This is a genomic window from Sphingomonas plantiphila (assembly GCF_046000505.1).
In the GTDB taxonomy this organism is placed as follows: Bacteria; Pseudomonadota; Alphaproteobacteria; order Sphingomonadales; family Sphingomonadaceae; genus Sphingomonas; species Sphingomonas plantiphila.
On sequence record NZ_JBELQC010000001.1, the window covers coordinates 828,355 to 853,262 of the forward strand.

29 protein-coding genes and 2 pseudogenes are annotated in these 24,908 nt (G+C 68.2%); 4 read left to right on the forward strand and 27 right to left on the reverse strand.

What is annotated here, in order from left to right:
- Nucleotides 1-8: 8 nt before the first annotated feature.
- The 16 genes from ABS767_RS03925 to ABS767_RS04000 all read right to left on the reverse strand — a co-directional run bounded on the left by ABS767_RS03925 (nucleotide 9) and on the right by ABS767_RS04000 (nucleotide 13,367).
- On the reverse strand, nucleotides 9-1,151 hold the full coding sequence (locus ABS767_RS03925; protein WP_408077054.1) for an EscU/YscU/HrcU family type III secretion system export apparatus switch protein: 1,143 nt from the start codon (nucleotides 1,149-1,151) through the stop codon (nucleotides 9-11).
- On the reverse strand, nucleotides 1,151-1,924 hold the full coding sequence (gene fliR / locus ABS767_RS03930) for a flagellar biosynthetic protein FliR (RefSeq protein ID WP_408077055.1): 774 nt from the start codon (nucleotides 1,922-1,924) through the stop codon (nucleotides 1,151-1,153). Before fliR ends, ABS767_RS03925 begins: the two co-directional genes overlap by 1 nt.
- 162 nt (nucleotides 1,925-2,086) lie before the next feature.
- Complete coding sequence (gene fliQ / locus ABS767_RS03935; RefSeq protein ID WP_408077056.1) at nucleotides 2,087-2,356, reverse strand: flagellar biosynthesis protein FliQ; 270 nt, start codon at nucleotides 2,354-2,356, stop codon at nucleotides 2,087-2,089.
- Nucleotides 2,357-2,363: 7 nt separating this feature from the next.
- On the reverse strand, nucleotides 2,364-3,170 hold the full coding sequence (fliP, locus tag ABS767_RS03940) for a flagellar type III secretion system pore protein FliP (RefSeq protein ID WP_408077057.1): 807 nt from the start codon (nucleotides 3,168-3,170) through the stop codon (nucleotides 2,364-2,366).
- Complete coding sequence (locus tag ABS767_RS03945) at nucleotides 3,167-3,421, reverse strand: flagellar biosynthetic protein FliO (RefSeq protein ID WP_408077058.1); 255 nt, start codon at nucleotides 3,419-3,421, stop codon at nucleotides 3,167-3,169. Before ABS767_RS03945 ends, fliP begins: the two co-directional genes overlap by 4 nt.
- 7 nt (nucleotides 3,422-3,428) lie before the next feature.
- Complete coding sequence (fliN, locus tag ABS767_RS03950) at nucleotides 3,429-3,719, reverse strand: flagellar motor switch protein FliN (protein ID WP_408077059.1); 291 nt, start codon at nucleotides 3,717-3,719, stop codon at nucleotides 3,429-3,431.
- Nucleotides 3,716-4,645, reverse strand: coding sequence for a FliM/FliN family flagellar motor switch protein (locus tag ABS767_RS03955; RefSeq protein WP_408077060.1), 930 nt, complete (start codon nucleotides 4,643-4,645; stop codon nucleotides 3,716-3,718). Before ABS767_RS03955 ends, fliN begins: the two co-directional genes overlap by 4 nt.
- A gap of 27 nt (nucleotides 4,646-4,672) precedes the next feature.
- Complete coding sequence (locus ABS767_RS03960) at nucleotides 4,673-5,281, reverse strand: flagellar basal body-associated FliL family protein (protein ID WP_408077061.1); 609 nt, start codon at nucleotides 5,279-5,281, stop codon at nucleotides 4,673-4,675.
- A 21-nt stretch (nucleotides 5,282-5,302) separates the two neighbouring features.
- A complete protein-coding gene (locus tag ABS767_RS03965) occupies nucleotides 5,303-6,523 on the reverse strand; it encodes a flagellar hook-length control protein FliK (protein WP_408077062.1) in 1,221 nt (406 codons plus the stop codon).
- A gap of 27 nt (nucleotides 6,524-6,550) precedes the next feature.
- Nucleotides 6,551-6,982, reverse strand: coding sequence for a hypothetical protein (locus ABS767_RS03970; protein WP_408077063.1), 432 nt, complete (start codon nucleotides 6,980-6,982; stop codon nucleotides 6,551-6,553).
- A 32-nt stretch (nucleotides 6,983-7,014) separates the two neighbouring features.
- On the reverse strand, nucleotides 7,015-8,343 hold the full coding sequence (locus tag ABS767_RS03975) for a FliI/YscN family ATPase (protein WP_408077064.1): 1,329 nt from the start codon (nucleotides 8,341-8,343) through the stop codon (nucleotides 7,015-7,017).
- Nucleotides 8,344-8,351: 8 nt separating this feature from the next.
- A complete protein-coding gene (locus tag ABS767_RS03980; RefSeq protein WP_408077065.1) occupies nucleotides 8,352-9,077 on the reverse strand; it encodes a FliH/SctL family protein in 726 nt (241 codons plus the stop codon).
- Nucleotides 9,070-10,080, reverse strand: coding sequence for a flagellar motor switch protein FliG (gene fliG / locus ABS767_RS03985; RefSeq protein WP_408077066.1), 1,011 nt, complete (start codon nucleotides 10,078-10,080; stop codon nucleotides 9,070-9,072). The genes ABS767_RS03980 and fliG overlap by 8 nt, the downstream gene beginning before the upstream one ends.
- A 1-nt stretch (nucleotide 10,081) precedes the next feature.
- Nucleotides 10,082-11,743, reverse strand: a complete 1,662-nt coding sequence (gene fliF, locus ABS767_RS03990; protein WP_408077067.1) for a flagellar basal-body MS-ring/collar protein FliF — start codon at nucleotides 11,741-11,743, stop codon at nucleotides 10,082-10,084.
- A 2-nt stretch (nucleotides 11,744-11,745) separates the two neighbouring features.
- Nucleotides 11,746-12,117 carry a flagellar hook-basal body complex protein FliE gene (gene fliE, locus ABS767_RS03995; protein ID WP_408077068.1) on the reverse strand — a complete coding sequence of 124 codons (372 nt, stop codon included), beginning with the start codon at nucleotides 12,115-12,117 and terminating at the stop codon, nucleotides 11,746-11,748.
- Complete coding sequence (locus ABS767_RS04000; RefSeq protein ID WP_408077069.1) at nucleotides 12,114-13,367, reverse strand: sigma-54 interaction domain-containing protein; 1,254 nt, start codon at nucleotides 13,365-13,367, stop codon at nucleotides 12,114-12,116. The genes fliE and ABS767_RS04000 overlap by 4 nt, the downstream gene beginning before the upstream one ends.
- A gap of 253 nt (nucleotides 13,368-13,620) precedes the next feature.
- Here ABS767_RS04000 and ABS767_RS17605 point away from each other — a divergent pair.
- Nucleotides 13,621-14,139, forward strand: a pseudogene (locus tag ABS767_RS17605) (flagellin N-terminal helical domain-containing protein); the annotation flags it as partial.
- An 858-nt stretch (nucleotides 14,140-14,997) separates the two neighbouring features.
- A pseudogene (locus ABS767_RS04010) lies at nucleotides 14,998-15,252 on the forward strand (flagellin); the annotation flags it as partial.
- Between the two features lie 149 nt (nucleotides 15,253-15,401).
- Here the strand turns inward: ABS767_RS04010 and ABS767_RS04015 are convergent.
- The 3 genes from ABS767_RS04015 to ABS767_RS04025 are packed head-to-tail and all read right to left on the reverse strand — an operon-like array spanning nucleotide 15,402 to nucleotide 17,877.
- The gene (locus tag ABS767_RS04015; RefSeq protein WP_408077070.1) at nucleotides 15,402-16,796 is read right to left on the reverse strand and encodes a M28 family metallopeptidase; all 1,395 of its coding nucleotides are present in this window, start codon (nucleotides 16,794-16,796) and stop codon (nucleotides 15,402-15,404) included.
- A gap of 57 nt (nucleotides 16,797-16,853) precedes the next feature.
- Nucleotides 16,854-17,207, reverse strand: coding sequence for a YbaN family protein (locus ABS767_RS04020; RefSeq protein ID WP_408077071.1), 354 nt, complete (start codon nucleotides 17,205-17,207; stop codon nucleotides 16,854-16,856).
- Between the two features lies 1 nt (nucleotide 17,208).
- Entirely contained in the window at nucleotides 17,209-17,877 is a 669-nt protein-coding gene (locus ABS767_RS04025; RefSeq protein ID WP_408077072.1) for an ArsR/SmtB family transcription factor, read from the reverse strand.
- Between the two features lie 64 nt (nucleotides 17,878-17,941).
- Here ABS767_RS04025 and ABS767_RS04030 point away from each other — a divergent pair, with 64 nt between their 5' ends.
- Both ABS767_RS04030 and ABS767_RS04035 read left to right on the forward strand, forming a co-directional pair.
- Nucleotides 17,942-18,247 carry an NIPSNAP family protein gene (locus ABS767_RS04030; RefSeq protein ID WP_408077073.1) on the forward strand — a complete coding sequence of 102 codons (306 nt, stop codon included), beginning with the start codon at nucleotides 17,942-17,944 and terminating at the stop codon, nucleotides 18,245-18,247.
- Nucleotides 18,244-18,597 (forward strand): antibiotic biosynthesis monooxygenase family protein, encoded by a 354-nt coding sequence (locus ABS767_RS04035; RefSeq protein WP_408077074.1) that lies wholly within the window; start codon nucleotides 18,244-18,246, stop codon nucleotides 18,595-18,597. The genes ABS767_RS04030 and ABS767_RS04035 overlap by 4 nt, the downstream gene beginning before the upstream one ends.
- Here the strand turns inward: ABS767_RS04035 and ABS767_RS04040 are convergent.
- From ABS767_RS04040 to ABS767_RS04075, 8 genes are all read right to left on the reverse strand, one after another.
- Nucleotides 18,594-19,334, reverse strand: a complete 741-nt coding sequence (locus tag ABS767_RS04040; protein WP_408077075.1) for a sigma-70 family RNA polymerase sigma factor — start codon at nucleotides 19,332-19,334, stop codon at nucleotides 18,594-18,596. The two genes, ABS767_RS04035 and ABS767_RS04040, sit on opposite strands and share 4 nt — an antisense overlap.
- A complete protein-coding gene (gene flhA, locus ABS767_RS04045; RefSeq protein WP_408077076.1) occupies nucleotides 19,331-21,421 on the reverse strand; it encodes a flagellar biosynthesis protein FlhA in 2,091 nt (696 codons plus the stop codon). The genes ABS767_RS04040 and flhA overlap by 4 nt, the downstream gene beginning before the upstream one ends.
- 6 nt (nucleotides 21,422-21,427) lie before the next feature.
- Nucleotides 21,428-22,303 carry a lytic transglycosylase domain-containing protein gene (locus ABS767_RS04050; protein ID WP_408077077.1) on the reverse strand — a complete coding sequence of 292 codons (876 nt, stop codon included), beginning with the start codon at nucleotides 22,301-22,303 and terminating at the stop codon, nucleotides 21,428-21,430.
- 100 nt (nucleotides 22,304-22,403) lie between these two features.
- Nucleotides 22,404-22,727, reverse strand: a complete 324-nt coding sequence (locus tag ABS767_RS04055) for a flagellar protein FlgN (protein WP_408077078.1) — start codon at nucleotides 22,725-22,727, stop codon at nucleotides 22,404-22,406.
- The gene (gene flgM / locus ABS767_RS04060; protein ID WP_408077079.1) at nucleotides 22,714-22,998 is read right to left on the reverse strand and encodes a flagellar biosynthesis anti-sigma factor FlgM; all 285 of its coding nucleotides are present in this window, start codon (nucleotides 22,996-22,998) and stop codon (nucleotides 22,714-22,716) included. Before flgM ends, ABS767_RS04055 begins: the two co-directional genes overlap by 14 nt.
- A gap of 68 nt (nucleotides 22,999-23,066) precedes the next feature.
- On the reverse strand, nucleotides 23,067-23,585 hold the full coding sequence (locus ABS767_RS04065) for a flagella basal body P-ring formation protein FlgA (RefSeq protein ID WP_408077080.1): 519 nt from the start codon (nucleotides 23,583-23,585) through the stop codon (nucleotides 23,067-23,069).
- Nucleotides 23,582-24,124, reverse strand: a complete 543-nt coding sequence (locus tag ABS767_RS04070; protein ID WP_408077081.1) for a flagellar motor protein MotB — start codon at nucleotides 24,122-24,124, stop codon at nucleotides 23,582-23,584. Before ABS767_RS04070 ends, ABS767_RS04065 begins: the two co-directional genes overlap by 4 nt.
- Nucleotides 24,121-24,807 carry a motility protein A gene (locus tag ABS767_RS04075; RefSeq protein ID WP_408077082.1) on the reverse strand — a complete coding sequence of 229 codons (687 nt, stop codon included), beginning with the start codon at nucleotides 24,805-24,807 and terminating at the stop codon, nucleotides 24,121-24,123. The genes ABS767_RS04070 and ABS767_RS04075 overlap by 4 nt, the downstream gene beginning before the upstream one ends.
- Nucleotides 24,808-24,908 lie beyond the last annotated feature (101 nt).

The following is a 24,908-nucleotide window of genomic DNA, read 5'->3' on the forward strand; positions in this document are numbered from 1 at the left end:
AACGGCCATTACCGGCCGCCCTTTAGGCCCGTCTGACGGCCTTCCTCGTCGAACTGCGCCGTCGCCGGGACGGTGACCTGCGGCAGCTGCGATCCGGCGCGCTTGTCGAGGCCGAAGACGAACGCCAGCACCGTCGCGACCGCCATGTAGAGATCGTCGCGAATCTCCTGTCCCTCGCGGCTGGTGAAATAGATGGCGCGGGCGAGCGGCGGCAGTTCGATCCGCGGCACTGTCAGCTCGTCGGCCAGCTCGCGGATCGCCAGTGCGATCTCGCCGCGCCCCTTGGCGACGACGACCGGCACCTGATCCTTGCCCGCGTCATAGCGCAACGCGACCGAGAAGTGCGTCGGGTTGGTCAGCACGACATGCGCGGTCGCCATCGCCTTGCGCATCCCGCCCTTGGCCAGTTCGCGCTGGCGCTGGCGGCGCGCGCCCTTCGCCTCGGGCGAGCCCTCGGTCTGCTTGTGTTCGTCCTTCACTTCCTGAAAGCTCATCTTGAGCCGCTGCATATGGCGGAAGATCTGGATCGGCAGGTCGACGCCCGCGATCAGCAGCAACCCGCCCGCCATCACGAAGATCAGCGTCGCAAAGGTATCGCCGAGCGACTTCACCGCCGTGCCGAGATCGGACGACACCAGCCCCATCGTCGGCCCGGCGGCACCCCACAGCATCCATGCGCCCATCCCGCCGAGCAGGATCACCTTGAGCAGCGACTTGCCCAGCTCGATCCAGCCATTGGGGCCGAAGATGCGCTTGAGGCCCGAGCCAGGATTGATGCGATTGCCCTTGGGCGCCATCAGCTTGCCGTTGAAGCGCAGCGATCCCAGTGCGGCCTGACTCAGCACGGCACCGAGCAGCGTGACGCCGAGCAGCGCGCCGAGCGCGGGCGCAAGCTTCCACCCGGCGATCGCCAGCGGCTTCCACGGCTGGAAGCTTTCGATATCCGCGCGCCCAAAACTGAAGCTCGCCGACATGACCTCGCGGATCGCGGCGAGCAGCTGCGGCCCCAACAGCACCATCCAGCCACATCCGAGCAGGATGATCAGCGCCGCACCGAAATCGCGCGATTTGATCAGATCGCCGTCGTCCAGCGCCTTTTGTTTGCGCTTGGGTGTTGGGGCTTGTGTCTTTTCGCCTGCGCTTTCCGACATCAGCCGAGCACCAGCAGCTGCGCCGCATCGAGCGCTTCACGCACGATCACCAGCATATAGTCGCCCATGGCGGGCATGCCGACCAGCAGCGCCAGCACGCCCATCGCCAGGCTGGCAGGAATGCCGATCGCGAACAGGTTGAGCGCGGGGGCCGAACGCGACAGCATGCCGACAACGATGTTGAGGCAGAGCAGCAGAAAACCGACCGGGAGCGCGAGCAGCAGGCCCGCGAGAAACGCATAGCCGCCGAACAGCACGATGTTCATGAGCTTGTCCGGCGCCAGCCACGCTCCGCCCGGCGGCAGCAAGGTGTAGGAACGCACCACCAGCTCGACCAGGACGAGATGCCCGTCGACGGCAAGGAACAGAAGCGTCAGCAGGATCGTCAGGAACTGGCCCAGCGCCGGGGTCGACTGACCGGTCTGCGGGTTGACCGCGGTCGCGAAGCTGAGACCCATCGACACGCCGATCATTTCGCTCGCCACCAGCGGCGCGGCGAAGGCGATCTGGAGGATGAAGCCGAGCGCGAGGCCGACCAGCGCCTCGGCCGCGACCGACAGGATCGTGGCGACGCCGAAGATTTCCGAAGGCGGCGAAATCGGCGCGGCGTTCATCGACAGGATCGCGACCGCACCGGTCAGCAGCACGCGCACGTTGAGCGGCACCGACACCGCGCCGAACACCGGCGCGGCGAGGAACGCGGCACCGACCCGCACCATCGTGAACAGCAGCGTCCACAATTGCGGTTCGATCGAGAGGCCGAGGCCGAGCATGTCAGTGGAGCGACCGGCTCGAGCGATCCCTCACCGCCATCTCCACGACAGCGCAGGCCCGCATCCCGGACTCCGCACCCGCGCACCACAAGGGAATGTCGCGGACGGCGGGGACGGGTCCCCGCTTGCGCGGCAATGACGGAAGCGGAAGCGACGTGGGGATCACCGCACCAAATCCGGAATGCGTTCGAAGATGCCGGTGGTGAAATCGCCCAGCAGCGTCATGATCATGCCGCCGAAGATCACCAGGCTGAGTCCGACGATCGCCAGTTTCGGCACGAAGGTAAGCGTCTGCTCCTGGATCGAGGTCGCCGCCTGGACCATGCCGAGGATCAGGCCCGACAACAGCGCCGGGATCAGGATCGGCGCCGAAGCGAGCGCGAGGATCCACATCGCCTCACGCGCGACGGAGAGGAAATAATCTGCGTCCATGGTCCGGCTACCCACTAAAACTTGAGGCGAGGCTGCCCATCGTCAGCGCCCAGCCATCGACCAGCACGAACAGCAGCAGCTTGAACGGCATCGAGATGATCGTCGGCGACATCATCATCATGCCCAGGCTCATCAGCACGGTGGCGACGATCAGGTCGATGACGATGAACGGCAGGAAGATCAGGAAGCCGATCTGGAATGCGGTCTTGAGCTCGCTCGTCACGAAGGCGGGGAGCAGGATCGAAAAGGGCGTATCCTGCGGGTTGGCGATCGGCCCGGTCTTGGCGATGCCGGCGAACATGGTGATGTCCTTGACCCGGGTCTGCGCGAGCATGAAGGCATGCAGCGGCGCACCGGCCTTCTCGATCATCTCGGTCGCGCCGATGCGCCCTTCGGCATAGGGCTGGATCGCCACGCCGTTGATCTGGTTTAGTGTCGGCGCCATGATGAAGAAGGACAGGAACAGCGACAGGCCGACCAGCACCTGATTGGGCGGGGTCTGTTGCAGCCCCAGCGCCTGGCGCAGCACCGCGAGCACGATGATGATCCGCGTAAAGCTGGTCATCATCAGCAGGATGCCCGGAAGGATCGTGAGCAGGCCCATGATGATGAGGACCTGCAGCGACAGCGACAGCGGCGCGTCGCCGCCGCCCAGCTCGCCCAGCGCGCGATCGATCGCATCGCCGGCGCCCGGCGTCGGCACCGCAACCGGAACCGCCGGGGCGGCCGCCTGCGCAAATGCCGGAGCGACCGCGAACAGCGCGAGCGCCAGCGCACCGAGCAGCAGCAGAAGGTGGCGCAGCATCGGGCTCATGCGTCGATCCGGTCGATCAGGCTGACGCCGTTGCGGCTCACCGACACCAGGATGCGCTTGCCCTCGACCTCGAGCACCGCGATGCGCGTGCCGGTCGAGACCATCATCGTCTCGCGCACCTTGAGCATGCGGTCGCCCTGATTGCCCGGCAGCCGCGATTCGAGCTTCCGCCACAGATACAGGCAACCGATCAGCAGGCCGCAGACCAGCGGAAGCAGCACCACCAGCTTGAGGATGTAGGACCACATCATCGGTAGATCAGCCGCGCTTTTCGGGTGCGACCAGCTCGGTCATGCGCACGCCGAACTTGTCGCCGACGGTCACCACCTCGCCCCGGCCGATCAGCGTGCCGTTGACGAACACGTCGAGCAGTTCGTCGGCCTCGCGGTCGAGCTCGATCACGCTCGTTTCCGAGAGCGCGAGCAGTTCGCGCAGCGTCAGCGTGGTCGATCCGATCTCGACGGTCAGCTTGACCCCGACATCCTGGAGCAGGTGGAAATTGGCCGCCGCCGCGGTTTCGGCGGCAAAGCTGGCAGTCATGTCGTTCATCGTGCGTCCTCGAGTTCGAGAGGGTCGAAACGGGTCATGCGGATCGCGGCGCGTCCGTTGGCGGTGCCGACGGTCCCGGCGCCGATCGCGCGGCGCGCGACCATCACCGGCACATCGGGACCGAAGCTGATCGGGATCACGTCGCCGGGCTTCAGCGCCATCAGCGTCTGGACCGGCACCACCGGTTCGGCGAGCACCGAGCGGACCTGAAGCCGGACGCCGAGCGCGGCGCGGGTCAGCGCATTGCGCCATTCGGGTTCGGCCTCCGGCTCGCCGCCGATCACCTTGGCCGTGAGCGAAGGCGTGTAGGGCTTCAGCGCCGAAACGGGGTAGAGGATGTCGATCCAGTGTGGCTTGGCGTTGCCGTGCGCGACGCCGATGCGGGTCACGACCATCGCGTCGCCGCCGTCGATCTCGGGCACGACCGACAGCGGGGCATGAACCGGAACCGGCGCGAAGTCGATCTGTGCCAGCACGTCCCAGGCGGGCTGGAGCTGGGCGGCGATGCGGCCCGAAAGCCGCGTCAGCAGCATCTCCGCCGATCCGGTGAACTCGGTCGGAAGCGGATGCGGCGCCTCGCCGTCGCCGCCGAAGAAGCGGTCGAGCATTTCGAAGGTCAGCTTGCCATCGATCGCGATCAGCGCGCGCCCGCGACCGGGCGCCATCGCCAGCGGCAGCCAGGCGGTGAGCCCGTCGGGCCGCTCGGCGCGATAATCGGCAAAGCGCTGCACCGCGAGCGGCTCGGCCCACACGCGCAGCCCTTCGCCCACCAGCGGCTCGAAGATCGGCTTCAGTGTCTTGGCAAGGCGCGCGGTCAGATGCTGCACGCCGTGCAGATCGCCGAACGGATTAAGATTTACGGTCCCCAGCGCCGGCGCGTGCTCCGCACCGGATCGGGTCCGCTCGCGCCGTTCGGGCGTGTCCAAGTCTGAAGGGCCGTTAACCATGCCCGTTCACTGAACAATGAAATTGGTAAAGTAGACGTTACCAATTCCGCCAAAGCCCTCTTTTTCCTTCAATACGCCGTTGATTGCGGCGGCGAGCCGCTTCTGCAGCTTCACCTTGCCGTCGGCGGTGAACACGTCGTCCTCGCTGGTTTCGCCGAGCGCGAGCAGGATCGCCGATCGCACGGCAAGCTCGTGCGTCTTCAGATTTTCGATCACGCGGTTGTCGTAGGGCGTCGAAATCGCGACCCCGACCTGCACGAAATGCACGCTTTCGCGCAGGTTCGAGGTGAATTCCTTCTCAAGCTGATAATAGGTCGAGGCGTATTTGTCCCCGCCCTCGCCCTTGGGCGTCGGCTTGCCGCCGCTCGCGCCCTCTTCGCCCTCGCCCTTGGTTTCCGCGCGGACTTCCTCGCTCTTCGGGACGAGGCGCGGCGCATCCGCATCGGCCGGGGCGGCATGCGCACCGCTACCGCCGATCAGGCCGGAATTGGCGGCATAGAGCCCGCCCCCCACGCCTCCGCCGACCAGCACCACCAGCCCGGTGCCGATCAGGATCCATTTCATCGCGCCGCCCTTCTTCTTCGGCGCCGCGGCGTTGGCTTCAGTATCGCTCATCTCTCAATTCCCCCTGATTGTTCACGCGACCCGCGCATCGGCGGCGGGACCGGTTGCGGCGGCTGCGGCGGATGCCGGGCGCGCTTGGCTGTTGCGATGCGACGGCGGTGCGTCATGACGGCCGTCCTGACCGCCAGTTCCGCCTCCGACGCTGGTCTGGCCGAGCTTCACCCCGCGAGAATCCGCGAGTTCGGCAAGCCGCGGCGCGGCCTCGGCGAGCAACTGGCGGGTCGCGGGGTTCTCGGCGTTGAAATGGACATGCAGCCGGTCGCCGTCGCGGCGGATCGACACCTCGACCGATCCGAGATGTTCCGGCGCCAGCCGGATCCGCGTGTCCGCCGCCTCTGCGGCATCGCGCAGCGTGGCGATGCGGTCGATCATCTTCCCGGCCCATGCGTCGCGGGTAAGGTCGAGCGGCGCCTCATCCGCAGCATCTATCGCCTGGACCGAGGTTCGCTGCACCTCCAGCGCACGCGCGGTCTGACCTTCGATCACGACCGGCTCGGTCGTGCGCGACACGGGCTCGGCGGCGTCGGCAAGCGCGGCGGCGAAGATCTGCGCCGCCGGGCCGCTGTGCAGGGGCGCTGCCGAGTGAGGCAACGCAGTCGCTGCGATGGGCAGCGGGCCGGGAGCAACCGGCTGCTCCCCGCGCGCGCTATGCTCCCCGCCCCCGACGCGCGGCTCGGCCTGGGCCGGAACCGTCGCGGATCGGGGGCGAAGTCCGTTAACTGGATCCGGTGTCTCTACCACCGTGTCGACGGCGGTGTCGGGCACCGGCGATTCACCCGCTGTCGCAGGATCCCCGGCAATGGGGCTTCCGACCGCGACCTCCTCCGCAAGGGCGGGGAGCGCAACGTCGCAAGGCGGCCCCTGATCCGCGCCCGCATTCACCAACACGGAGTCCGCTGCGGAGTCCGGCACCGACGCAAGCGCCGCACCCGGCAAGCTCGGCTTTTCGGGGAGCGGGATCGGCTGACCCGGAAGCCAGGCAAGCACCGGCTCCGCATCGTCGGTATCGGTATCCGTCTCGATGCCGGCTTCCGGCAAATCCTTGCCGCCCTCGGCAATCGCCTTGCCGTCGCCCTTGCCGGGCAGTTTGCCGCCCGGCAACGCCAGCATATTCAGCGCAAGCGCAAAGCCGCCCTCGATCGGCGCTTGATCGGGCAGCGCCACGGGGGCGGTACGGGACAGGATCGCGGGACCGAGCGCGGGGAGCGCGGGGGTGGCGAGCAGGTTGGGCACGACGGGCGAATCTCCTTCGCCCGACGATCAGCAAGGATCGTGCCGTTTTCTGGGGACCGCCGGCATGTCCTCGAGCGCGCGCATCGCGCGGCGTGCGGCGTTGGCCTCGGCGCGCTCGATCAGCTTCTCGATCGCGCTCTGGTCGCGCTTCGCTTCCTGCGTGGCGGCGCGCGCGGTCTGGAGTCCGCGCTCCGCTTCCGCGACCCGGCGCTCGGCGGCATGGGCGGACTGGTGCAGCCGTTCGCGATAGTGCGCCGCTGCGATCAGGCTGGTGGCGCTGCCTGGCACCGGCGCGGGCGCCGGGGCGACGCCTTGTGCGAGCTGTTCGATCCGCGCACGCAGCGCCTGCTCGGCGGCGACCTTGTCGCGCGCCGCCGCCTCACCCGCGCGCACCATGTCGAGCTGAAGCGAACGGACGCGGAGCAGCCGCCCCAGCTTCTTCTGATGCTTATCGGGCATTTGCGAGCGCGCGAACCGGGGCCGTGATCACATCAGGCATCCCCGAATACGCCGACCAGCTCGGTGACCGCATCCTCCAGGCTGACCGTCTCGTCATAGGCCTGGCGGATATAATCTAGCACCGTGTCATGGCACGCGATCGCCGCGTCGATCTGCGCATCCGCACCGGCGCGATAGGCACCCATCAGCACCAGGTCGCGATTCTCCTCATAGGTCGCGAGGTGGCGGCGCAGCACGCGCGCGGCGGCGACATGCTGCTTGTCCGCGATGTCGGTCATCACACGGCTGACCGAGGGTCCAAGATCGATCGCAGGATAGACCCCGCGTTCGGCCAGCGCGCGGCTGAGCACGATATGCCCGTCGAGGATCGAGCGCGCCGAATCCACGACCGGGTCGTTGCCGTCGTCGCCATCGGCCAGCACGGTATAGATCGCAGTGATCGATCCGCCGGTATGCACGTCGGTGCCGGCGCGTTCGATCAGGCTGGGCAGCATCGCGATCGCGCTGGGCGGATAGCCGCGTGCGCTCGCCGGCTCGCCCAGAGCCAGGCCGATCTCGCGCCCGGCATGCGCGACGCGCGTCAGCGAATCCATGATGAGCAGCACCTTCTTGCCTTCGTTGCGAAAGGCTTCGGCGATGGCAGTAGCGCGGAGCGCACCGCGGATGCGCAGCACCGGGGAGTGGTTGGCCGGGACGGCGACGACCACCGACCGCGCACGTGCCGCGCCGGCCACCTTGGTCTCCAGAAAGTCCGAAACCTCGCGCGAACGCTCGCCGATCAGGCCGATGACGATGACGTCCGCCTTGGCCGCGCGGACCATCATGCCGAGCAGCACCGATTTGCCGACGCCCGATCCCGCCATGATCCCCACGCGCTGGCCCTGACCGATCGTCAGCAGCCCGTTGATCGCGCGCACGCCGACATCGAGCGGCTGGAGCACGCGCCCGCGGTCGAGCGGCGACTGGATCTTGCCCGCGAGCGGCCATTTGCCCGCCCCGCGGATCGGGCCGAGCCCGTCGATCGGCTTGCCTGCGCCGTCGACAACGCGGCCGAGCATCGCCGCGCCCACCTCCGCCTCGCCCGGAGCGCCGACCGGTCGCACCGGCGCGTTGGGCAGCAGCGCGGCCGGGCCGCCCAGGTTCATCAACAGCGTCTTGCCGCCGCGAAACCCGATCACCTCCGCCTCGACGCGCTGCTCGCCGGTTCCGATCGCGCAGACGGTCCCGACCGGGAGCGACAGGCCGATCGCTTCCATCAGCAGCCCGTCATAGGACGACAGCCGTCCCGAGACCTTGGGTCGCGGCCGAAAGTCGCCACAGGCCAGCCCGTCGAGATAATCGGCGGTAAATCGGTTGAGCATGGGGTCCCTTAGACGGCGGGAGGAATGGGAACGCGGTCGATCGCCTGGGCAAGCTGTTCGAGCCACAGGTCGGGCCCATCCTCGACGATGGTCGAAGCGCTCTCGATGACGAACCCGCCGCGCGCGACATGCGGATCGCCCACGGGGAAGACATTCTTGGGCAGATGCCCTTCGATCAGGACGACATCGTCGGGATGCAGGCGCAGAATCGCCGATTCGGCGCTGTCGGCGAGCATGTCGGTCGCCGCTTCGATCCGTGCGGCGAGGACGTCGGGGGCGATCCCCGCCTCGCCGATCATGCGCGTGACGAGGTGCAGCACCGTCTGGCGCAGATGCCCCGCCATCCGCTCGCGGTCGAAATGCGCGCCCTTGGTCAGCGCATCGCTGACCTGCTGGAGCAGGGCCGCCTGCTGCGCCGCGGCCGCCTCGCTCTCGGCGCGTCCGGCGGCATATCCCTCGGCATAGCCCGACGCGCGTGCAGCGGTGACCGGATCGACGAAGCTCTTTGGCGCAGGCTCCGGAACGGGGTCGGCCACTGCGTCGGCATCGAACATGTCCCAGCCTTCGGTCGGCTTGTGGCCGGGTGCCTCGGGCGCGAAATGGCGCGGCCTGGCGGGGCGCTCGGCGGCGGCAACCGCGCGCGGGGCGAAGCCCTGTGCCGGCGCGAATGCGCGCTTGAGCGCCTCGGCGATGCCGTCGCCGCGCGCGGCGAGGCCTGGGGTGAAATTAGACATAGTCGTCGTCTCCCCCGCCGCCCGGCATGGTGATCGTGCCGTCCTTCACCAGCTGGCGCGCGATCGCGATCATGTTCTTCTGCGCGTCGAGCACCTCGGCCATCTTCATCGGCCCACGCGCCTCGAGTTCGTCGCGGATCGTGTCGGCCGCGCGGCTCGACATGCACGCCAGGAAGCGGTTGCGCGCCGCCTCGTCCACGCCCTTGAGGCTGCGGACCAGGATGTCGCTGTCGATATTGCGCAGCAGCGTGCCCATGTTCTTGTCGTCCAGCTCGAGCAGGTTGTCGAAGACGAACATCTGCTCCTCGATCGCGCGGGCGATCTCGCGGTCGAGCTTGGCGAGCTTGGGCATCACCTTCTGCTCGGTGATCTTGCGTGCCGACGACATGATCTTCGCCGCCTCGCGCGTGCCGCCCATCTGGACGCCGGCGGCACGGCGCGGCTGGCGGGCATGGCGTTCGAGCACTTCGGTCAGCGCGGCGATCGCCTCCGACGTTACCGGCCCCAGCCGCGCGACCCGGCGCAGCACCTGCGGCTGCATCGCCTCGGGCAGCATCTCCAGCACCTGCGCGGCGGTCGCGGGGTCGAGATGCGCCATCAGCACGGCGGCGATCTGGGGATGCTCGTCCTCCAGCATCGCGGCGATCTCGGTCGGCTCCATCCAGGCGAGGGCGGCGATCGATTCGTCGGGTTGCGGCGGCAGGATACGCGCGAGGACACTGCCCGCGCGTTCGGGCCCCAGCGCCTTGGTCACCACCGATTCGAGCTTGGGGCGCGGATCGAACTGGATCGCGCTGCGCTCCTGTGCACGGCCGGTAAAATCGTCGAGCACCTGCGCCATTTCCCATTCGCTGACATCGGCGACGCTCATCATCGCCGTGCCCAGCTGGCGCACCTCGTCGGGATCGAGCTTCTGGAGGATGGCCGCGGCCTCCTCGTCGCCGACTACCATCATCAGCACGGCGGCGCGTTCGATGCCGCTGAACTTGCGGGGCGCGTTCATCTCAATTCGCCTCGGTGCGGATCATGTCGCGCACCGCCAATGCCGCGCGCGCGGGGTTCTCGCGGGTGAAGTCGCGCACCAGCCCGACCCGGTCGCCTAGCGACAGCCCGGCCCCGCCCAGCATCTCCGGGCTGACCTGCGCGGGCAGCTGCACGCCGTCCCCGGCGATTGGCAGCGCGCCGGTCGTGGGCCGCGCATCCTCGCGCTTGCGCAGCAGCGCTTTGGCCAACGGGCGCACGCCCAGCAGCAGGACGAGCAGCGCGATGACCAGCGCAGTAACGTTGCGCGCGACCATCGCGAACCAGCCGGTTTCGTAGAAGGGAGCGCCCTCGCTCGCATCGGCGGCGTTGGTGCTGAACTTGCGGCTCACCACGGTCACCTGGTCCTGACGCTCGGCCTTGAAGCCGACCGCGGCTTTCACCAGGCTGTCGATCTGGCGCAGTTCGACCTGCCCGCGCGGCTTGCCCGGCTCCTCGCGCAGCACCACGGCGACCGACAGGCGGCGGACGCTGCCCGGTGCGTTGCGGGTGACCGAGATTTCCTTGCCGGTGTTGTAGCTGCGCACGAAGCTGTCGCTCTGCTTCATTCCGGGTGCCGCCGCCTGCGCGGCCTGCCCCGGTGCCGCGGCGGCGGTGCCGTCCGGCGAAGGGGTCACGGCCGTGCTCGGCGGCGGCGGAACGTTGGACAATGCGCCGGGGATGCCGCCCGGGGCAGTGGCAGCGTCGCGCGGGGCGCCGGTCCAATTGCCCTGTTCGGCGCGCACCACGGCGCCTTCCTTGTCATAGCTTTCGCGGGTCGCCTGGCTCTCGTCCAGATCGACCTCGGCCTGCACCTCAGCGCTGAAATTGCCCGCGCCGAGCAGCGGGGTGAGGAGCTGCACCAGCTGCTGGCGCACCTTGTCCTCGATCCGGCCCTGGAAATCGATCCGCGCATCGCCTGCGCTGGTTTCCTGGCCCGATTTGCTCAGCAGCGCGCCCATCTGGTCGACGATCGTCACCGCATCGGGCTTCATTCCCGGCACCGACGACGCGACGAGATTGACGATCGAGCGCACCTGCGCCTCGGACAATGCGCGGCCCGGCTGAAGCTTCAGGATCACCGATGCCGACGGCTCGGCCTTGTCGCGCACGAACACCGTTGCCTCGGGCGTGGCGAGGTGCACCCGCGCCTCCGCCACAGTATCGATCTCGCCGATCGAGCGGGCGAGTTCGGTTTCGCGCGCCTGGCGCAGTCGCTCGCCTTCCACCGCGCGCGATGCGCCCATCGGCATCTGGTCGAGCAGCGCATAGCCGCCCGGCGCCGCCTTGGGCAGGTCCTGCCCGGCGAGCAGCATCCGTGCCTTATGATAATCGTCCTCGTTGACGGTAATCGACCCGGCATTGTCGATGCGGTTGGCGATGCTCGCGGCATCCAGCGCCTGCGCTACCGCCGCCTTGTCGCTTTCGGGCAGGCTGGCGAACAGCACGCGCTGCGGCGGCGTGGACAGGCTGGCCCAGGCCAGCGCGGCGGCGCCGATCAGCCCGAGCATGAAGATCAGCGGCAGGCTGCGCTTCACCGCGGGCTGGGACAGGATGCCGCCCAGCTGCTTCATCGGATTGGCCAGGCCGAGCCCCGCAGGAGCGGGGGCGGCGGGCGCGTCGGAGACGGAGAGTGCGTTGCTCATGGTCAGACCGGCATGCTCATGATGTCACGATAGGCGGTCAGGAGCTTGTTCCTGACCTGCAGCGTCGCTTCGAAGCCGACCGACGCTTCCTGGCGGGCGAGCATCACCTTGGCGATGTCGATCGTCTCGCCGCGCTCATAGGCGGCGGCGAGGTCGCCGGCGCGGCTCTGCGCGTCGTTCACATTGGCGACCGCCTGCTGCATCGTATCGATGAAGCTCGACGGACCCGCGGGCTGGCCGACGGGAGCCGTGGCCGGGGCGGCAGCGCCGCTGGTGGCGCGCTGCAGCGCTTCGTTGCGCTCGAGGATCTGGGCGCGCAGCTGCATCACGCGATCGATGCCCCCTGCGCCGCCAACACCGCTGATGCCGCTCATGCGCTAGCCCTCCGAACCAGATCCTCGCCCTGCTCGCGTGCCTTGGCGAGGCGGTAACGCAGCGTGCGCTCGGAGATGCCGAGCCGCTTGGCGGTCTCGGTCCGGCTGCCGCCACACGCCGCCAGCGTCTCGCGGATCGCCGCGAATTCGCTGAGCTGGACGATATTGCTGAGCTGGCCAGGCTCGGTGAGGACGGGAGCAGCCTGAACGGGCGCACGATCGAAGATCAGATGATCGGGCGTGATCGCATCGCCGGCGCTGAGCAGCAGCGCGCGCTGGATCACATTTTCGAGCTCGCGCACATTGCCCGGCCAGTCGTGCGACTGAAGCACCGCCAGCGCCTCACGTGTCACCCAGGGCAGCCGCGCACGGCCCGCGCCGTGGCGCAGCACCATCGCGGCCGCCAGTGCGGCGACGTCGCCCGGACGCTCGGCGAGCGGCTTGGTGGAGAGCGGAAAGACCGACAGGCGGTAGTAAAGGTCGGCACGGAACCGGCCTTCGGTCACCTCGCCCTGCAGGTCGCGGTTGGCACAGGCGATGACGCGCACGTCGATCTTTTCGGGCGTCGTCGCGCCGATCGGCACCACTTCGCGCTCCTGCAGCGCTCGCAGCAGCTTGGCCTGGAGCGCGAGCGGCATCTCGGCGACCTCGTCGAGCAGCAGCGTGCCGCCATTGGCAGCGCGGAAGAACCCCTCGCCCGCCGCATTCGCGCCGGTGAAGGCCCCCTTCTGGTGGCCGAACAGCAGCGCTTCGAGCATCGTTTCCGGCAACGCCGCGCAATTGACCGCGATGAACGGACCGTCGCGGCGCGCGGAACCCATGTGGATGGCGCGCGCCAGCACTTCCTTGCCGGTGCCGGTCGGGCCGTTGATCAGGACGGTGATATCCGCCGCTGCGACGCGTTCGGCGAGCGCGTAGAGCGCCAGGCTTTCGGGATCGGCGGCAACCGGTGCATGGGCGCCGCGCAGCATCGCGCTGGCAAAACCGCTCGCCACCGCCGCATCGTCGGGGCCATAGGCCAGGCGCGCGGGATTGCCGTCGGAAAAGGGGATCGCCGACACCGGACCGTCGGCCAGCGCCAGGGTGCGCGACGAAACGGGCGGCGCCTCTCCTTCGACGATCATGAACAGGTCGCCGGGCATCGGCTTCACCTTGTCGGCCGCGCCGATCGTGAAGCCTTGGGCCCGCAATCCCGAAATCAGCGCGTAATTCTGGCGAAGCACGGCAGCCGACGGAAAGATGGTCTGCATTGAAGAACCCCCTGTTGATGGGGTGAATGCGGGATTGATGGTAAACGACTCGTAAACCAACCGGCAATTTTTCGCCTTTTCGGCTCCAGATTGCCGCGCGCGCCTCTACGCACACGCGCGAGGGGCGTGGGAATTCTGGTTCAGAAAAGTGCTTAATCCCGTCCGCAGCCTGCCGTTCACCCCTTTGGCGGCTCGGGTTCCTTCGCATTCAGGGGGGTATCGCGGGGACGCCGGGACTGAACGGAGAACGCACATGACTGTTATCGGAACGAACATCGCGAGCCTGCGTGCCGCGAATGCGTCCAAGATGGCGTCGACCTCGCTGCAGAGCGCGATGGAGCGCCTGTCGACCGGCAAGCGCATCAACAGCGCCAAGGACGACGCAGCAGGTCTCGCGATCGCGAGCCGCATGACCAGCCAGATCAAATCGATGACCGTATCGATCCGCAACGCGAACGATGGCATCAGCCTCGCTCAGACTGCGGAAGGCGCGCTGAGCGAAGTCACCAACATGCTCCAGCGCATGAAGGAACTGGCGACCCAGGCTGCGTCGGGCACCTATTCGGACGACGACCGCAAGAACATGCAGAACGAAGTCACCGAGCTTTCGGGCCAGGTGAACGACATTCTGAAGAACACCAAGTTCAACAATGTCCAGCTGTTCGCGACCGACGCCGACATCACCAAGACGATCCAGGTGGGATCGAGCGCCGACCAGACGGTTTCGCTCAAGATCACCAAGCTCGACCTGTCGTCGATCACCGGCCAGACGATCGCGGCTCCGGTCGAGACCCCGGCGACGGGCGGCACCGACGGTGCGGGTGAAGGCGACGGCGCAGGCGAAGCGACCTATTCGCTGCAGACGATCGCTTCGGGCGATGACCGGATCGGCACCGAATATACGGTGTCGGCGGACGATGTCGCCAAGGGCGCGACGTTCACGATGGCCGAGGGCCGCCAGGTCCAGCTGAAGGCGGGCGACAAGATCTCCGACGGCGCGGGCAGCACCAAGACGCTGGTCGACGGCGATACCGAACTCACCGGCCTCTACACCGTGACCGCCGATGACGTCACCGACGGTGCCGAGATCAGCGCATTCGAAAGCCCTGCGGAAGGCGACAAAATCAAGCTCGCCGAAGGCGACAAGGTCTGGGCGGCGGATGCGGCCGAGGAAGCCGGCGACAGCGAGGCTGCCGGGGAACTCAAGACCATCGCGTCGGGCGACGCCAGCATCGGCACCAGCCATACGGTGACCGCAGACGATGTCGCCAACGGCGCGACGTTCACGATGGCAGAGGGCCGCCAGGTCCAGCTGAAGGCGGGCGACAAGATCTCCGACGGCGCGGGCAGCACCAAGACGCTGGTCGACGGCGATACCGAACTCACCGGCCTCTACACCGTGACCGCCGATGACGTCACCGACGGTGCCGAGATCAGCGCGTTCGAAAGCCCCGCCGAGGGCGACGTGATCAAGCTCGCCGAAGGCGACAAGGTCTGGGTCGCAGCCGAAGCCGGTGAAGGCGATGGCGCGGGCGAGGGCGAAGGTGAAGGCGAGGGCGAAGGTGGCGGCGCAGCTGCGACCGTGCTCCAGATCGGCACCCGCACCCAGGCGTCGGCAGCGCTCAAGACGATCGACGATGCGCTCGACGCGGTGGCATCGACGCGGGCCAGCCTGGGCGCCGCCCAGAGCCGCCTGGAATCGGTGGTCAACAACCTGACGACCAACTCGACCAACCTGTCCGAAGCGCGCAGCCGCATCGAGGACGCCGACTTCTCGGCCGAAACGATGGAGCTGGCCAAGGCACAGATCCTGGGTCAGGCATCGACCGCGATGCTGGCACAGGCCAACCAGTCGCAGCAGAACGTTCTTTCGCTGCTTCGCTAAGCGTGAGCCGGTCGGGGTGTCACCCCCCTGACAGGCGCCACGGCCGGTCACCCTTCCCTAACGGAAGGGCATGCGAGGAAGCCCCGGTGGTCGAAGGACCGCCGGGGCTTTTCGGTGTTTGCGCTTGCGCGATGCGCCGGTGCCGAGCCCTACTCGGTCGGCTTGCCGCCCGCAGTCCAGTCGGGGCGGAAGTCGCCATCCGCCAGCCAGCGCGCCGGACCGATCAGCGACTGGATCGCCCGCGCCATGAACGGGATGTCGAGCGCGTCGACCGTATCCTTGGGCGAATGATAGGTCGGCGTCACCGCCCAGCCCGAAATCGTGTGCGCCACGACCCCGCGCAGCGCGAGTGCGTAATTGTCCGATCGCGCGAAAAAGTTCTGCTCAGGATAGGGATCCTTGGCGATCAGCGCCCCCCGCGCGGCGAGCGTCGGCCCCAGGGTCGAGCGCTCATAACCGGTCATCATCATCGTCCCGGCCGGCAGCTTGGGGTCCTGCGCCCCGATCATCTCGAAGGCGAGATTGGCGACGATCTCGTTCAGCGGAACCGGCGGCGCTTCGGCAAAGGCGCGCGATCCGAAGCCGCCCATCTCCTCCGCCCCGAACGCCGCGAACAGGATGCCGCGCCGGTGCCGCTTGCCCGACGACAGCGCATGGGCGAGCTCGAGCACCGCCGCGGTACCCGACGCGTTGTCGTTGGCGCCGTGCATTACCGTCCCGTCGGGCTGAACCCCAAGATGATCGAGATGCGCGGCGAGCAGGATCACCCCCGCCTTGGGATCGGTGCCGGGGAGATAGCCGATCGCATTGGTCGTCTCGACCGCTTCGCGCACCAGTCCGGGCAGGGTCATCGTGACCGGCTTGCCTGCCGACTTGGCCGCGCGATCGAACGCGGCGGCGGGGAGAACGACCACGGAAACGCCTTCCTCTGGCGCCTGGCTCGCAAGATAGGCGTCCAGCCGCGGGCGTTCGCCAAGCCGGCTCCACAGCTTTTGCGTCTCTTCGCTTTCGCGCAGCACCAGCAGCTTCGTCTTCCGGCCGCGGGTGGCGCGCAGCGCCGCCATCGCCGACAGCTTCGGGCCACCGGCAAGGATGACGTCCCCCGCCGGCAGCGCCGCGCCATCGTCCCCCATATACAGCGTCGCAACGCCCTCGACGCGCTCCGCGCCGCCGAACAGCAGTGTGGCTCCATTGGTTGGCTTGCCGCCCACGACCAGCTTCGGCCCGCCGTCGAGCCGCGGGCGGATCACCTTCACCTTTTGCAGATAGCCGTCCGCACCCGGCGCCGGCTGCAGCCCATAGCCTTGGAAGCGTGCAGCGACATAGGCTGCCGCAATCGCCTCGTCGCGGGTCATGCTGCCGCGCCCCTGCAATTCGGGTCCGGCGAGGAAGCGGACATGCGCCGAGATCCATTCGGGCTTCACCGTCCAGTCCTCCGCCGGGGCGGCGGTCGCGATCGGCGCGGGTTCGGGCGGGCGCGACTGAGCCAGCGCCGGAACGGCAGTGGCGATGGTCAGCAGGGCGATGGCAAGCGAACGCTTCATGATATTCCCTCGGTTGGACCGCGCGACCCTACCGCGCACCGCGACAGGGGCAAGCCGTCAATCCTCGGGCCGGCTCCACAGCCAGCCGCCGATGATCACCGCCGCGCCGATCGTGACGAGCGGCCAGGGCATGGCGACCAATGCAAGCGTGAGCGCGATGCTGATCGCGAACGCGATCGTCGCGGCGACTTTCCCCACCCGGCTCACCGCCCCGCGCTCGCGCCAGCGCACGATGTGCGGCCCGAAGCGCGGGTGATTGAGCAACCGCGCCTCCAGTCGCGGCGAACTGCGCGCGAAGCAATAGGCAGCCATTATGACGAACACCGTCGTCGGCATCACCGGCAACAGCGCGCCGATCACCGCGAGCCCGAGGCAGAGGAACCCGGCGATCAGGAAAAGATGGCGGCGCATGCTAGAGGCCGAACGCGGCATCGAAGGCGCGCGCACCCGCAGGGGAAAACGCGATCGTCCGCCCCGGCCCGCGTCGCGCCCAGCGCCGGTCCAGAACGTGCAACAGGATTGCTGCGCCAAGTGCCCCGGCGAGATGATTTTTCCGCTCGCTCCAGTCGAGGCAGATGCGGCACGCAGGGCGACGCCCGCCGGTCGGAAGCGCAATGCCGACGCTCTCGAGCAGGGCCCGACCGTCCTGCGTGATCCCCGGCACAGCCTCGCGCGTGATTAGGCCGTCGGCAGCGAAGCGCTCGGCAAGGCGCACTGCGCGTTCTCCGGCAAGATGATCGTAGCACACCCGCGCCGCGCGCATCGCCGCGTCGCGAGGTCCCGGGCGCACGGGCTTTGCGCCGGTCCGTTCGGCGATTCCCATCAGCAGTTCGATCGCCGTCGCAACGTCGCCGTCGTCGAGCCGGAAATACCGGTGGCGGCCCTGCCGCGCGGTGGCGACGAGCCCTGCTTCGCTCAGGCGGGTCAGATGGCCCGAGGCGGTGGGCAGCGCGACCCCTGCGCAGTGGGCGAGTTCGCTGACCGTCAGCGCGCGCCCGTCCATCAACGCGACCAGCATGTTGGCGCGGGCCGGATCACCGATCAGCGCGGCGACACGCGAAATGGAAGGGCCGTCCTGCACAGTTCGGTCGTAACCGAAGCATTAGCGCGCGGCAATCGACTATCTGGACGGCGAGGAGGACATCATGATCACTTGCTTCATTCGATACGAGATCGATCCGACGCGCGCGGAAGCGTTCGAACACTATGCCCGCGGCTGGAACGAGGCGATCCCGCGCTGCGGCGCCGGCCTGATCGGCTATTTCGCGCCGCATGAAGGGTCCGCCACGACCGCTTATGGCGTGTACGAGATCGAGAGCCTCGCCGCCTACGAGGCCTATCGCGCGCGGTTGCGGGACGACCCCGTCGGCCGCGCCAACTTCGCCTTTGCCCAGCGCGAGCGCCTCATCCAGCGCGAGGACCGGATCTTTCTGCGGAAGATCAACGGATGATCGCGATTCTCTTCGAAGTCTGGCCGGCCGACGGCGCCGGTGACCGCTATCTCGACATCGCAGCCGGCCTGCGTTCCGAGCTCGAGACGATCGACGGCTTCATCGCGGTCGAGCGCTTTGCGAGCCTGTCCGAGCCCGGCAAGCTGTTGTCGCTCTCATTCTTCCGGGACGAGGCGGCGGTGGCGGCCTGGCGCAGTCGACCCAGCCATCGCGCCGCGCAGGCAGCAGGTCGCGCTGGCATCTTCCGCGACTATCGGCTCCGGATCGCGACGGTCGTGCGGGACTATGGTCTGGCCGATCGCGACCAGGCTCCTGCCGACAGTCGCGCCGCACATGCGTCCGGACCCTAGCCCAGTCGTCGCATCAGCCCCTTTTTCAGCCGGTCATGCGCGCTCTTCTTGATCTGGCAGATGCGCGCGGCGCCCACGCCGATGACCTGACCGATCTCCTCGAGGTTCAATTCCTCGACATAATAGAGCTGGATCACCAGCTGCTCCTTTTCGGGCAGTTCGGCGATCGCGGCGATCAGCGCCTCGCGCTGGTCGGCGTCGGCGAGCTGGTCGAACGCGCTGGGTTCGTCGGACATGAACCAAGGTCCTTCGTCCGAATAGACCTCGTCGATCGAATCGAACCGCACCGCCTCGGCGCTGGCATAGTCGCTCCGCAGCTTGTCGATGCTGACGCCCAGTCGCTCCGCCACCGCCGCCTCGTCGGGGCGGGCGCCGTCCGCGCTCAGCGCCGCCACTGTCTCCTGATAGACGCGACGACGCTTCATCGCACCGCGCGTGATCGTCGCCTGTCGCCGCAATTCGTCGATCATCGCACCGCGCACACGCGTGTGGAGATACTGGTCGAAGGTGACAAGGCCACGATCCTCGAAGCTCGCCGACGCCTCGACCAGCGCGACGAGGCCGATCTGGACCAGATCCTCGACATCGATCAGCGCGCTCATCGATCCATGGACATGCCAGGCGAGGCGCCGCACCAGCGGCATGTGCTTGCGCACCAGCGCATCCATGTCGCGCTTGGTTTCACCGCTGCGCGCATAGGTCAGCGCGAATTCGTTTGGGGCTGGCTGATAGGTCATGCGGCCAGCGCCTCGGGTGCGCCGATCACGGCGACGACTTCGACCGACTTGTCTTCGGGAACCTCGAAAAAGCTCATCACGGGGGTATCCGGCAACACGGTACGGACCAGCTTGCGGATCGCGATGCGGATCGAGGGCTGGACGACCAGGGCAAAGGGCTTGGCTTCGGACACGAGCGGCTGTGCGGCGCGCTGGAGCGCGTCGACGATCCGGCGGCCGAGATCGGGTTCGATGGTGTGGCGCTTGGCGGGATCCGAGCGGACCGCCTGGCCGAGCAGCGCCTCGAGCTGCCCCTCCAGCGTCATCACGCGCAGCGGTTCGCGCACGCTGCACAGCCGCTGGATGATCAGCGGGCCGAGTTCGGGGCGGATCAGCTCGATGATCTCGTCGGCATCCGCGCTCTTCTGCGCGGCGAGCGCGATCGCGGCGGCGATACGGCGGAATTCCTTGAGCGGGATATTCTCCGCGAGCAGCCCGCGCAGCACCTGCGTCAGGGTCGTGATCGGCAGCGGGTTGGGCGAGAGCGACGCGACCAGCTGGGCCGCGCGCTCGCGCAGTCCGTCGAGCAGCGCCTGAACCTCGTCCGGGCCCAGCAGGTCGGCGGCGTTCTGGATCAGCGCCTGGTTGAGGTGCGTCGCCATCACCGTGCCGGGGTCGACCACCAGCCAGCCCTGCCCGGTCGCAGCATCGGCATCGGCCGCCGCGATCCACATGGCGTCGAGGCCAAAGGTCGGGTCCTTGACCTTCTTGCCCGGAAGGCTGCCGACCGCCTGGCCGGTGTCGAGCGCCAGCATCTCGTCGGGCGAGACGCTGTCCTCGCCGATCACCACGCCGCCGACGACGATGCGATAGGCATAGGGCTGCATGTTGATGTCGTCGCGCACGCGCACCTGCGGCACGACGAAGCCGAGTTCCTTCGACAGCTGGCGTCGCACACCGGTGATCCGGCCCATCAGCGCGCCGCCGCGGCGCTCGTCGACCAGCGGCACCAGCCCATAGCCGATGTCGATCATCACCTGCATATTGTCGGTCACCTCGTCCCAGCCGATGCGCGAGGGATCGGTCGGCTCGGCCGCCTCGACGATCGCGGGCGGGGGCGGCAGCTTGCTCGCCTTCCACATCTTCCACGCCATGAAGGCCGAACCGGCGGCGGCGGGCAGGATGATGAGCGCGGGCATGCCGGGCAGCAGCCCGAGCAGGCCGGTGATCACCGCGACCGGGGTCCAGGTGCGGTGGCTTCCGAACTGGGTGCCGATCTGGCCGGTGAGGTCGAGGTCCTTGGTCGAGGCGACGCGCGTGACGATCGCGGCGGCGGCGATCGACAGCAATAGCGCCGGAATCTGCGCAACCAGCGCGTCGCCGATCGCGAGCAGCACATAGGTCTGCGCCGCTTCGCCCAGCGACAGTCCGTGGCTGACCGGGCCCAGGATCAGGCCGCCGATCACGTTGATGAACAGGATCAGCAGGCCGGCGATCGCATCGCCCTTCACGAACTTCGACGAACCGTCCATCGCGCCGTAGAAATCGGCCTCGGTCGACACCTCGACGCGGCGCGCCTTGGCCTCGTCCGGCGTGATCAGCCCGGCGTTGAGATCGGCGTCGATCGCCATCTGCTTGCCCGGCAACGCGTCGAGGGTGAAGCGCGCCGACACTTCGGACACGCGGCCCGCACCCTTGGTCACCACGATCATGTTGATGATGATCAGGATCGCGAACACGAACAGCCCGACGACATAGTCGCCGCCGATCATGAACGTCCCGAACGCCTCGATCACATGGCCCGCCGCCGCCTCGCCCTCATGGCCATGGCCGAGCACGACGCGGGTCGAGGCGACGTTGAGGCCGAGCCGGAACAGCGTCGCGAACAGCAGCACCGTAGGAAAGGCCGAGAAGTCGAGCGGCTTCTGCGCGTTCAATGCGACCATCAGCACGGCAAGGCTGATGATGATGTTCATGATGAAGAAGGCGTCGAGCAGGAAGGTCGGCACCGGCACGACCATCATCGCGACGAGCACGAGGATGGCGACGGGCAACGCGAAACCCCGGATCGCGGGGACGAGATTCTTCTGGAAGGTCAGTGCGGTCATTGCGGATCAGGCTCCCAGCCGCGCGAGCATCAGATAGGCGAGCTTGGCGGTCTCTGGCGTCGGGCGCAGCGGATTGACCGCCGGCATCGCCGAAGCCTTCAGTCGCCCGGCGCTTTCCAGCCGGTCGAGCGTCGTCAGCCAGCCGCGATCCTGCGCGACCGCCTGGTTACCCAGCACCACCTCGACATCCTCGCCCAGCGACTGGACGAGCTGTTCGAACTTCGCATCGAGCGTTCCCGAGGCGAGGCCGGTGGCGCCGACCGCCGCCGCGCCTTTGTCGAGCTTGCCCGCGAACTTCTCGTAGATCTGGCCAAGCGAGCGCTGCGACCCGTCGGGGGCGTAGAAGATATTGCGATTGGCGCGTGCCGCAGCCGGAAACAGGCGCGCGGCGCCCGCATCGGGATTGGCGTCCATCGCGCGCAGGAACTTGCGCGCACCGCCCAGGCCCAGAAAATGCGCCATATAGAGATCGGTGCCGGTGGCGTCGCGACCCAGTGAGGCTTCCAGCGACTCCTTGTTGTCGTTGGCATGTTCGGCCGCCATCAACGAGGCGGCCTGCGGATCGCTGCGCAGCTGCAGGATCGCCTGGCGGGTTGCCGCGTCCGACACGACGAACCGCCCGGACGACGTGCGCCGGATGCTGTCCGCGGCCCAGCCCATGCCGTGCTTGTCGCCATGTTCCTTGACGACGCCGAGCCAGCTCTGTTCGATGAACTGATAGAGGCCGGTCGCGCTCGACGTGCGCGCGCGCGCATCGACGCGCATGCCGCTCTCGACCTGGGCCTGACCCAACAGATAGTTGAAATCGATGCCGGTCTTCTGACTCGCCGTGGCGATCGCCGTCGTGACGTTCGTCCTGGCTCCGATCGAAGGTACGCTCATCAGCCCTGCTTCTCATTCCCCTGGGTAGAGGACGATCAGCAAGAGACGTGCCAGTTTTGTGAGAAAGCGTAGGGATGCCGCATGGCGGCTGAGAGATGGCTTATCCGGCGTATGCCGCGGCAACGCCCGGCCGGTAGGACGGCAAATCATTGCCGGTCAGCGCGTGCAGTCGCCGCCGCACATTCGCCGCCATCAGGTTCACATAGATGCGGCAGCTTTCGTTGAGCCGATGCGCCTCTTCCGCCAGCACCCGCAACTCCCCCGCCAGTGCCGGATCGTCGTCATTGGCGGCCCCCACCGCCTCGATCCCCGCCAGCTTTTCGCGCGTCGCATGCTCGAGCGCAGCCATGTCGTTGGACTTCAGCGCGTCGATCTCGGCGTGCAGCGCGTCGATCACGCGGACCAGGGCGTCACGCCGGCTCATTGGGATTCCACTGCAGCTTGAGCGCGAGCAGCCGGTCCGCGACGGTCGATGGGACCAGCGGGAACTTGCCGTCCGCGATCGCCTTCTTGATCCGCGCGACGCGCTCGGCGTCGACCGGGGCGCTTGCCGCAGCGCTCTGGGTGAGCGACGCGGCGGTGCTGGTCTGCGCGGCCTGTGTCGCGCCCTCTGCCGCCCGCACGGGTGCGGCCGGCGCCACCGGCGTCAGCCGGGGGGCGTTCGATACAGGCTTGAAGCCAACTGGATCCACCATGTCTGCAACCCTTTCGTTCTGCTGACATACGCCTGAACGACCGCCTTGCGGGAGACTTTAGAAAAAAATCAGTCCCCGAAACCGGGAAGACGCGCGCGACCGGGCTCGATCGCGATCGCCGCGACCGGAGGACGCTTGTCGTCGGTCTTGACCAGCACGCGCGCGCCCGCGGCCGCATCGGCCATGGCCACACCCTCGCGCGTGATCGAGAAGCCCGCGGCCCCCGCTTCCAGCATCACCGGATCGCCGCGCTTGATGACGGCCTCCGCCTTGACCGGCACGACGGCGCTCGCGGGGGCGACTGCCGCGGCGGGGCGCGGCAGCGCGTTGATCGCAACGAAAACGCGCCATTGCTGCGGCCCCTGACAGCGGATCACCACCGCATCCTCCGCAGCCGAACGCCAGCTGAGTTCGGGCGTGGAGCACGGCGTGAGCTTGAGCCGCTTGTCGACTGCGGCGCGCGCGCCACCCTCGGCACCGATCGGTGCGCCGGCAAAGCGCTCGACCAGCTGGTCGAGCGCCTCGGTCGACTGGAATTCGCCAGGGCCGGCTGCGGCCGCAGCGAGCAGAATCGAAAGCGCGATCATGGAGTGTCTCCTGACTGGATTTGAGACTCGCCGGCAAAGCCGACCGAAAGCGTCACCGCGCGGCGCGAGCCGGGGGCGACTTCAAGGGTGAGCCGATCGGGCGACACCGCGCCGTCGGCGACCAGCGCCACAGCCACGAAACGGGCGCGGTCGGCGGCGAGGATTGCGGCGCTGCCGGTTTCGGCATCGACGTCGCCATGCGGGTCGGTCGATCCGCTGACGGTGATGCGGATGCGCGGATCGCGGGCGACACCGCGCGCCCAGTCGATCGCCGCGCGCATGTCGGCACGGGTGCTGCCGGGCGCAAATCCGTCGATCCTTGCGCGGCCGACCGCCATCGGATCGGGGATGGCGGGCGCTTCGATCCCGAAGCCGGCGCGCATGCCCTCGAGCAACGTCGCGCGATCGATCGCGCGATTGGCCTGAAGCAGGGCGAAGAAGCCGATCAGCAGCAACGCCAGATCGGCAAGCGTGATCAGCCACACGGTCCGCGCGGGCGCAATCTCATCCCAGCCGTCGGGGGTAAGCGCGGGAATCATGCCGCGACATCCCGCTTGCGCGCGCGTTCGAGTGTGGCGAGCGCGGCGAGCGGGGCGGCAAGGCGCATGCGCTCGGCCGCCTCGACCCGTGCCAGCCGCTTGAGGCGGGCGGCAACCGGCATCGCGACGAGATTAGCGATCAGCGCCCCGTAAAGCGTCGCCAGCAACGCCACCGCCATCGCGGCACCGATCGTGTCCGGGTCCTCCATCGCCGCGAACATCCGCACCAGGCCGAAGATCGTACCGATCAGCCCCATGGCAGGTGCCGCCTCGGCGACCCCGCTCCACAATTCGATCACCGCGCGATGCCGCTCGGCACGCGCTGCCACGCGTTCGGCGATCACGGTCTCGACGCGCCGGGGATCGGCGCCATCGACCGCCTCGGCGACCGCGGCGGCCATGTCGGGATCGTCGATCACCGAGCGGTCGAGCGCGATCAGCCCGTGACGGCGCGCGATGCGGTCGAGCGCCGCGGCCTGCGCCAGAAGCGGCTGCACATCGAACGGTCGCCGCGCGAGCGTCGCCAGTGCGGCGAGGCCCCGCCCGACATCGGCGATCCGGTTGCGCAGCAGCACGCTGAGCACGGTCCCGCCGAGCACGATGGCGAGCGCCAGCGGGTCGAGCAGCACGCCGAGTTCGGGGATCGCCCAGGCGGCGGGGTCGGATGGTGCGGGAAGAGTCATGCGCGAGCCCGTGCAAGCGCCGGGCCAACTTCCGCCTCGGTCGCTGTCGCGATCGACGGGGGCGGCAAAGCGGCAAAACCGGCAATGCGCTTGCCGTTCGC

Bases quoted from the DNA above. Each gene is read 5' to 3' on its own strand.
- ABS767_RS03925 (WP_408077054.1), bottom strand. From the start codon at position 1,151: ATGTCGGAAAGCGCAGGCGAAAAGACACAAGCCCCAACACCCAAGCGC.
- fliR (WP_408077055.1), bottom strand. From the start codon at position 1,924: ATGCTCGGCCTCGGCCTCTCGATCGAACCGCAATTGTGGACGCTGCTG.
- fliQ (WP_408077056.1), bottom strand. From the start codon at position 2,356: ATGGACGCAGATTATTTCCTCTCCGTCGCGCGTGAGGCGATGTGGATC.
- fliP (WP_408077057.1), bottom strand. From the start codon at position 3,170: ATGAGCCCGATGCTGCGCCACCTTCTGCTGCTGCTCGGTGCGCTGGCG.
- ABS767_RS03945 (WP_408077058.1), bottom strand. From the start codon at position 3,421: ATGATGTGGTCCTACATCCTCAAGCTGGTGGTGCTGCTTCCGCTGGTC.
- fliN (WP_408077059.1), bottom strand. From the start codon at position 3,719: ATGAACGACATGACTGCCAGCTTTGCCGCCGAAACCGCGGCGGCGGCC.
- ABS767_RS03960 (WP_408077061.1), bottom strand. From the start codon at position 5,281: ATGAGCGATACTGAAGCCAACGCCGCGGCGCCGAAGAAGAAGGGCGGC.
- ABS767_RS03970 (WP_408077063.1), bottom strand. From the start codon at position 6,982: ATGCCCGATAAGCATCAGAAGAAGCTGGGGCGGCTGCTCCGCGTCCGT.
- ABS767_RS03975 (WP_408077064.1), bottom strand. From the start codon at position 8,343: ATGCTCAACCGATTTACCGCCGATTATCTCGACGGGCTGGCCTGTGGC.
- ABS767_RS03980 (WP_408077065.1), bottom strand. From the start codon at position 9,077: ATGTCTAATTTCACCCCAGGCCTCGCCGCGCGCGGCGACGGCATCGCC.
- fliG (WP_408077066.1), bottom strand. From the start codon at position 10,080: ATGAACGCGCCCCGCAAGTTCAGCGGCATCGAACGCGCCGCCGTGCTG.
- fliF (WP_408077067.1), bottom strand. From the start codon at position 11,743: ATGAGCAACGCACTCTCCGTCTCCGACGCGCCCGCCGCCCCCGCTCCT.
- fliE (WP_408077068.1), bottom strand. From the start codon at position 12,117: ATGAGCGGCATCAGCGGTGTTGGCGGCGCAGGGGGCATCGATCGCGTG.
- ABS767_RS04000 (WP_408077069.1), bottom strand. From the start codon at position 13,367: ATGCAGACCATCTTTCCGTCGGCTGCCGTGCTTCGCCAGAATTACGCG.
- ABS767_RS04015 (WP_408077070.1), bottom strand. From the start codon at position 16,796: ATGAAGCGTTCGCTTGCCATCGCCCTGCTGACCATCGCCACTGCCGTT.
- ABS767_RS04020 (WP_408077071.1), bottom strand. From the start codon at position 17,207: ATGCGCCGCCATCTTTTCCTGATCGCCGGGTTCCTCTGCCTCGGGCTC.
- ABS767_RS04030 (WP_408077073.1), top strand. From the start codon at position 17,942: ATGATCACTTGCTTCATTCGATACGAGATCGATCCGACGCGCGCGGAA.
- ABS767_RS04035 (WP_408077074.1), top strand. From the start codon at position 18,244: ATGATCGCGATTCTCTTCGAAGTCTGGCCGGCCGACGGCGCCGGTGAC.
- ABS767_RS04040 (WP_408077075.1), bottom strand. From the start codon at position 19,334: ATGACCTATCAGCCAGCCCCAAACGAATTCGCGCTGACCTATGCGCGC.
- flhA (WP_408077076.1), bottom strand. From the start codon at position 21,421: ATGACCGCACTGACCTTCCAGAAGAATCTCGTCCCCGCGATCCGGGGT.
- ABS767_RS04050 (WP_408077077.1), bottom strand. From the start codon at position 22,303: ATGAGCGTACCTTCGATCGGAGCCAGGACGAACGTCACGACGGCGATC.
- ABS767_RS04055 (WP_408077078.1), bottom strand. From the start codon at position 22,727: ATGAGCCGGCGTGACGCCCTGGTCCGCGTGATCGACGCGCTGCACGCC.
- flgM (WP_408077079.1), bottom strand. From the start codon at position 22,998: ATGGTGGATCCAGTTGGCTTCAAGCCTGTATCGAACGCCCCCCGGCTG.
- ABS767_RS04065 (WP_408077080.1), bottom strand. From the start codon at position 23,585: ATGATCGCGCTTTCGATTCTGCTCGCTGCGGCCGCAGCCGGCCCTGGC.
- ABS767_RS04070 (WP_408077081.1), bottom strand. From the start codon at position 24,124: ATGATTCCCGCGCTTACCCCCGACGGCTGGGATGAGATTGCGCCCGCG.
- ABS767_RS04075 (WP_408077082.1), bottom strand. From the start codon at position 24,807: ATGACTCTTCCCGCACCATCCGACCCCGCCGCCTGGGCGATCCCCGAA.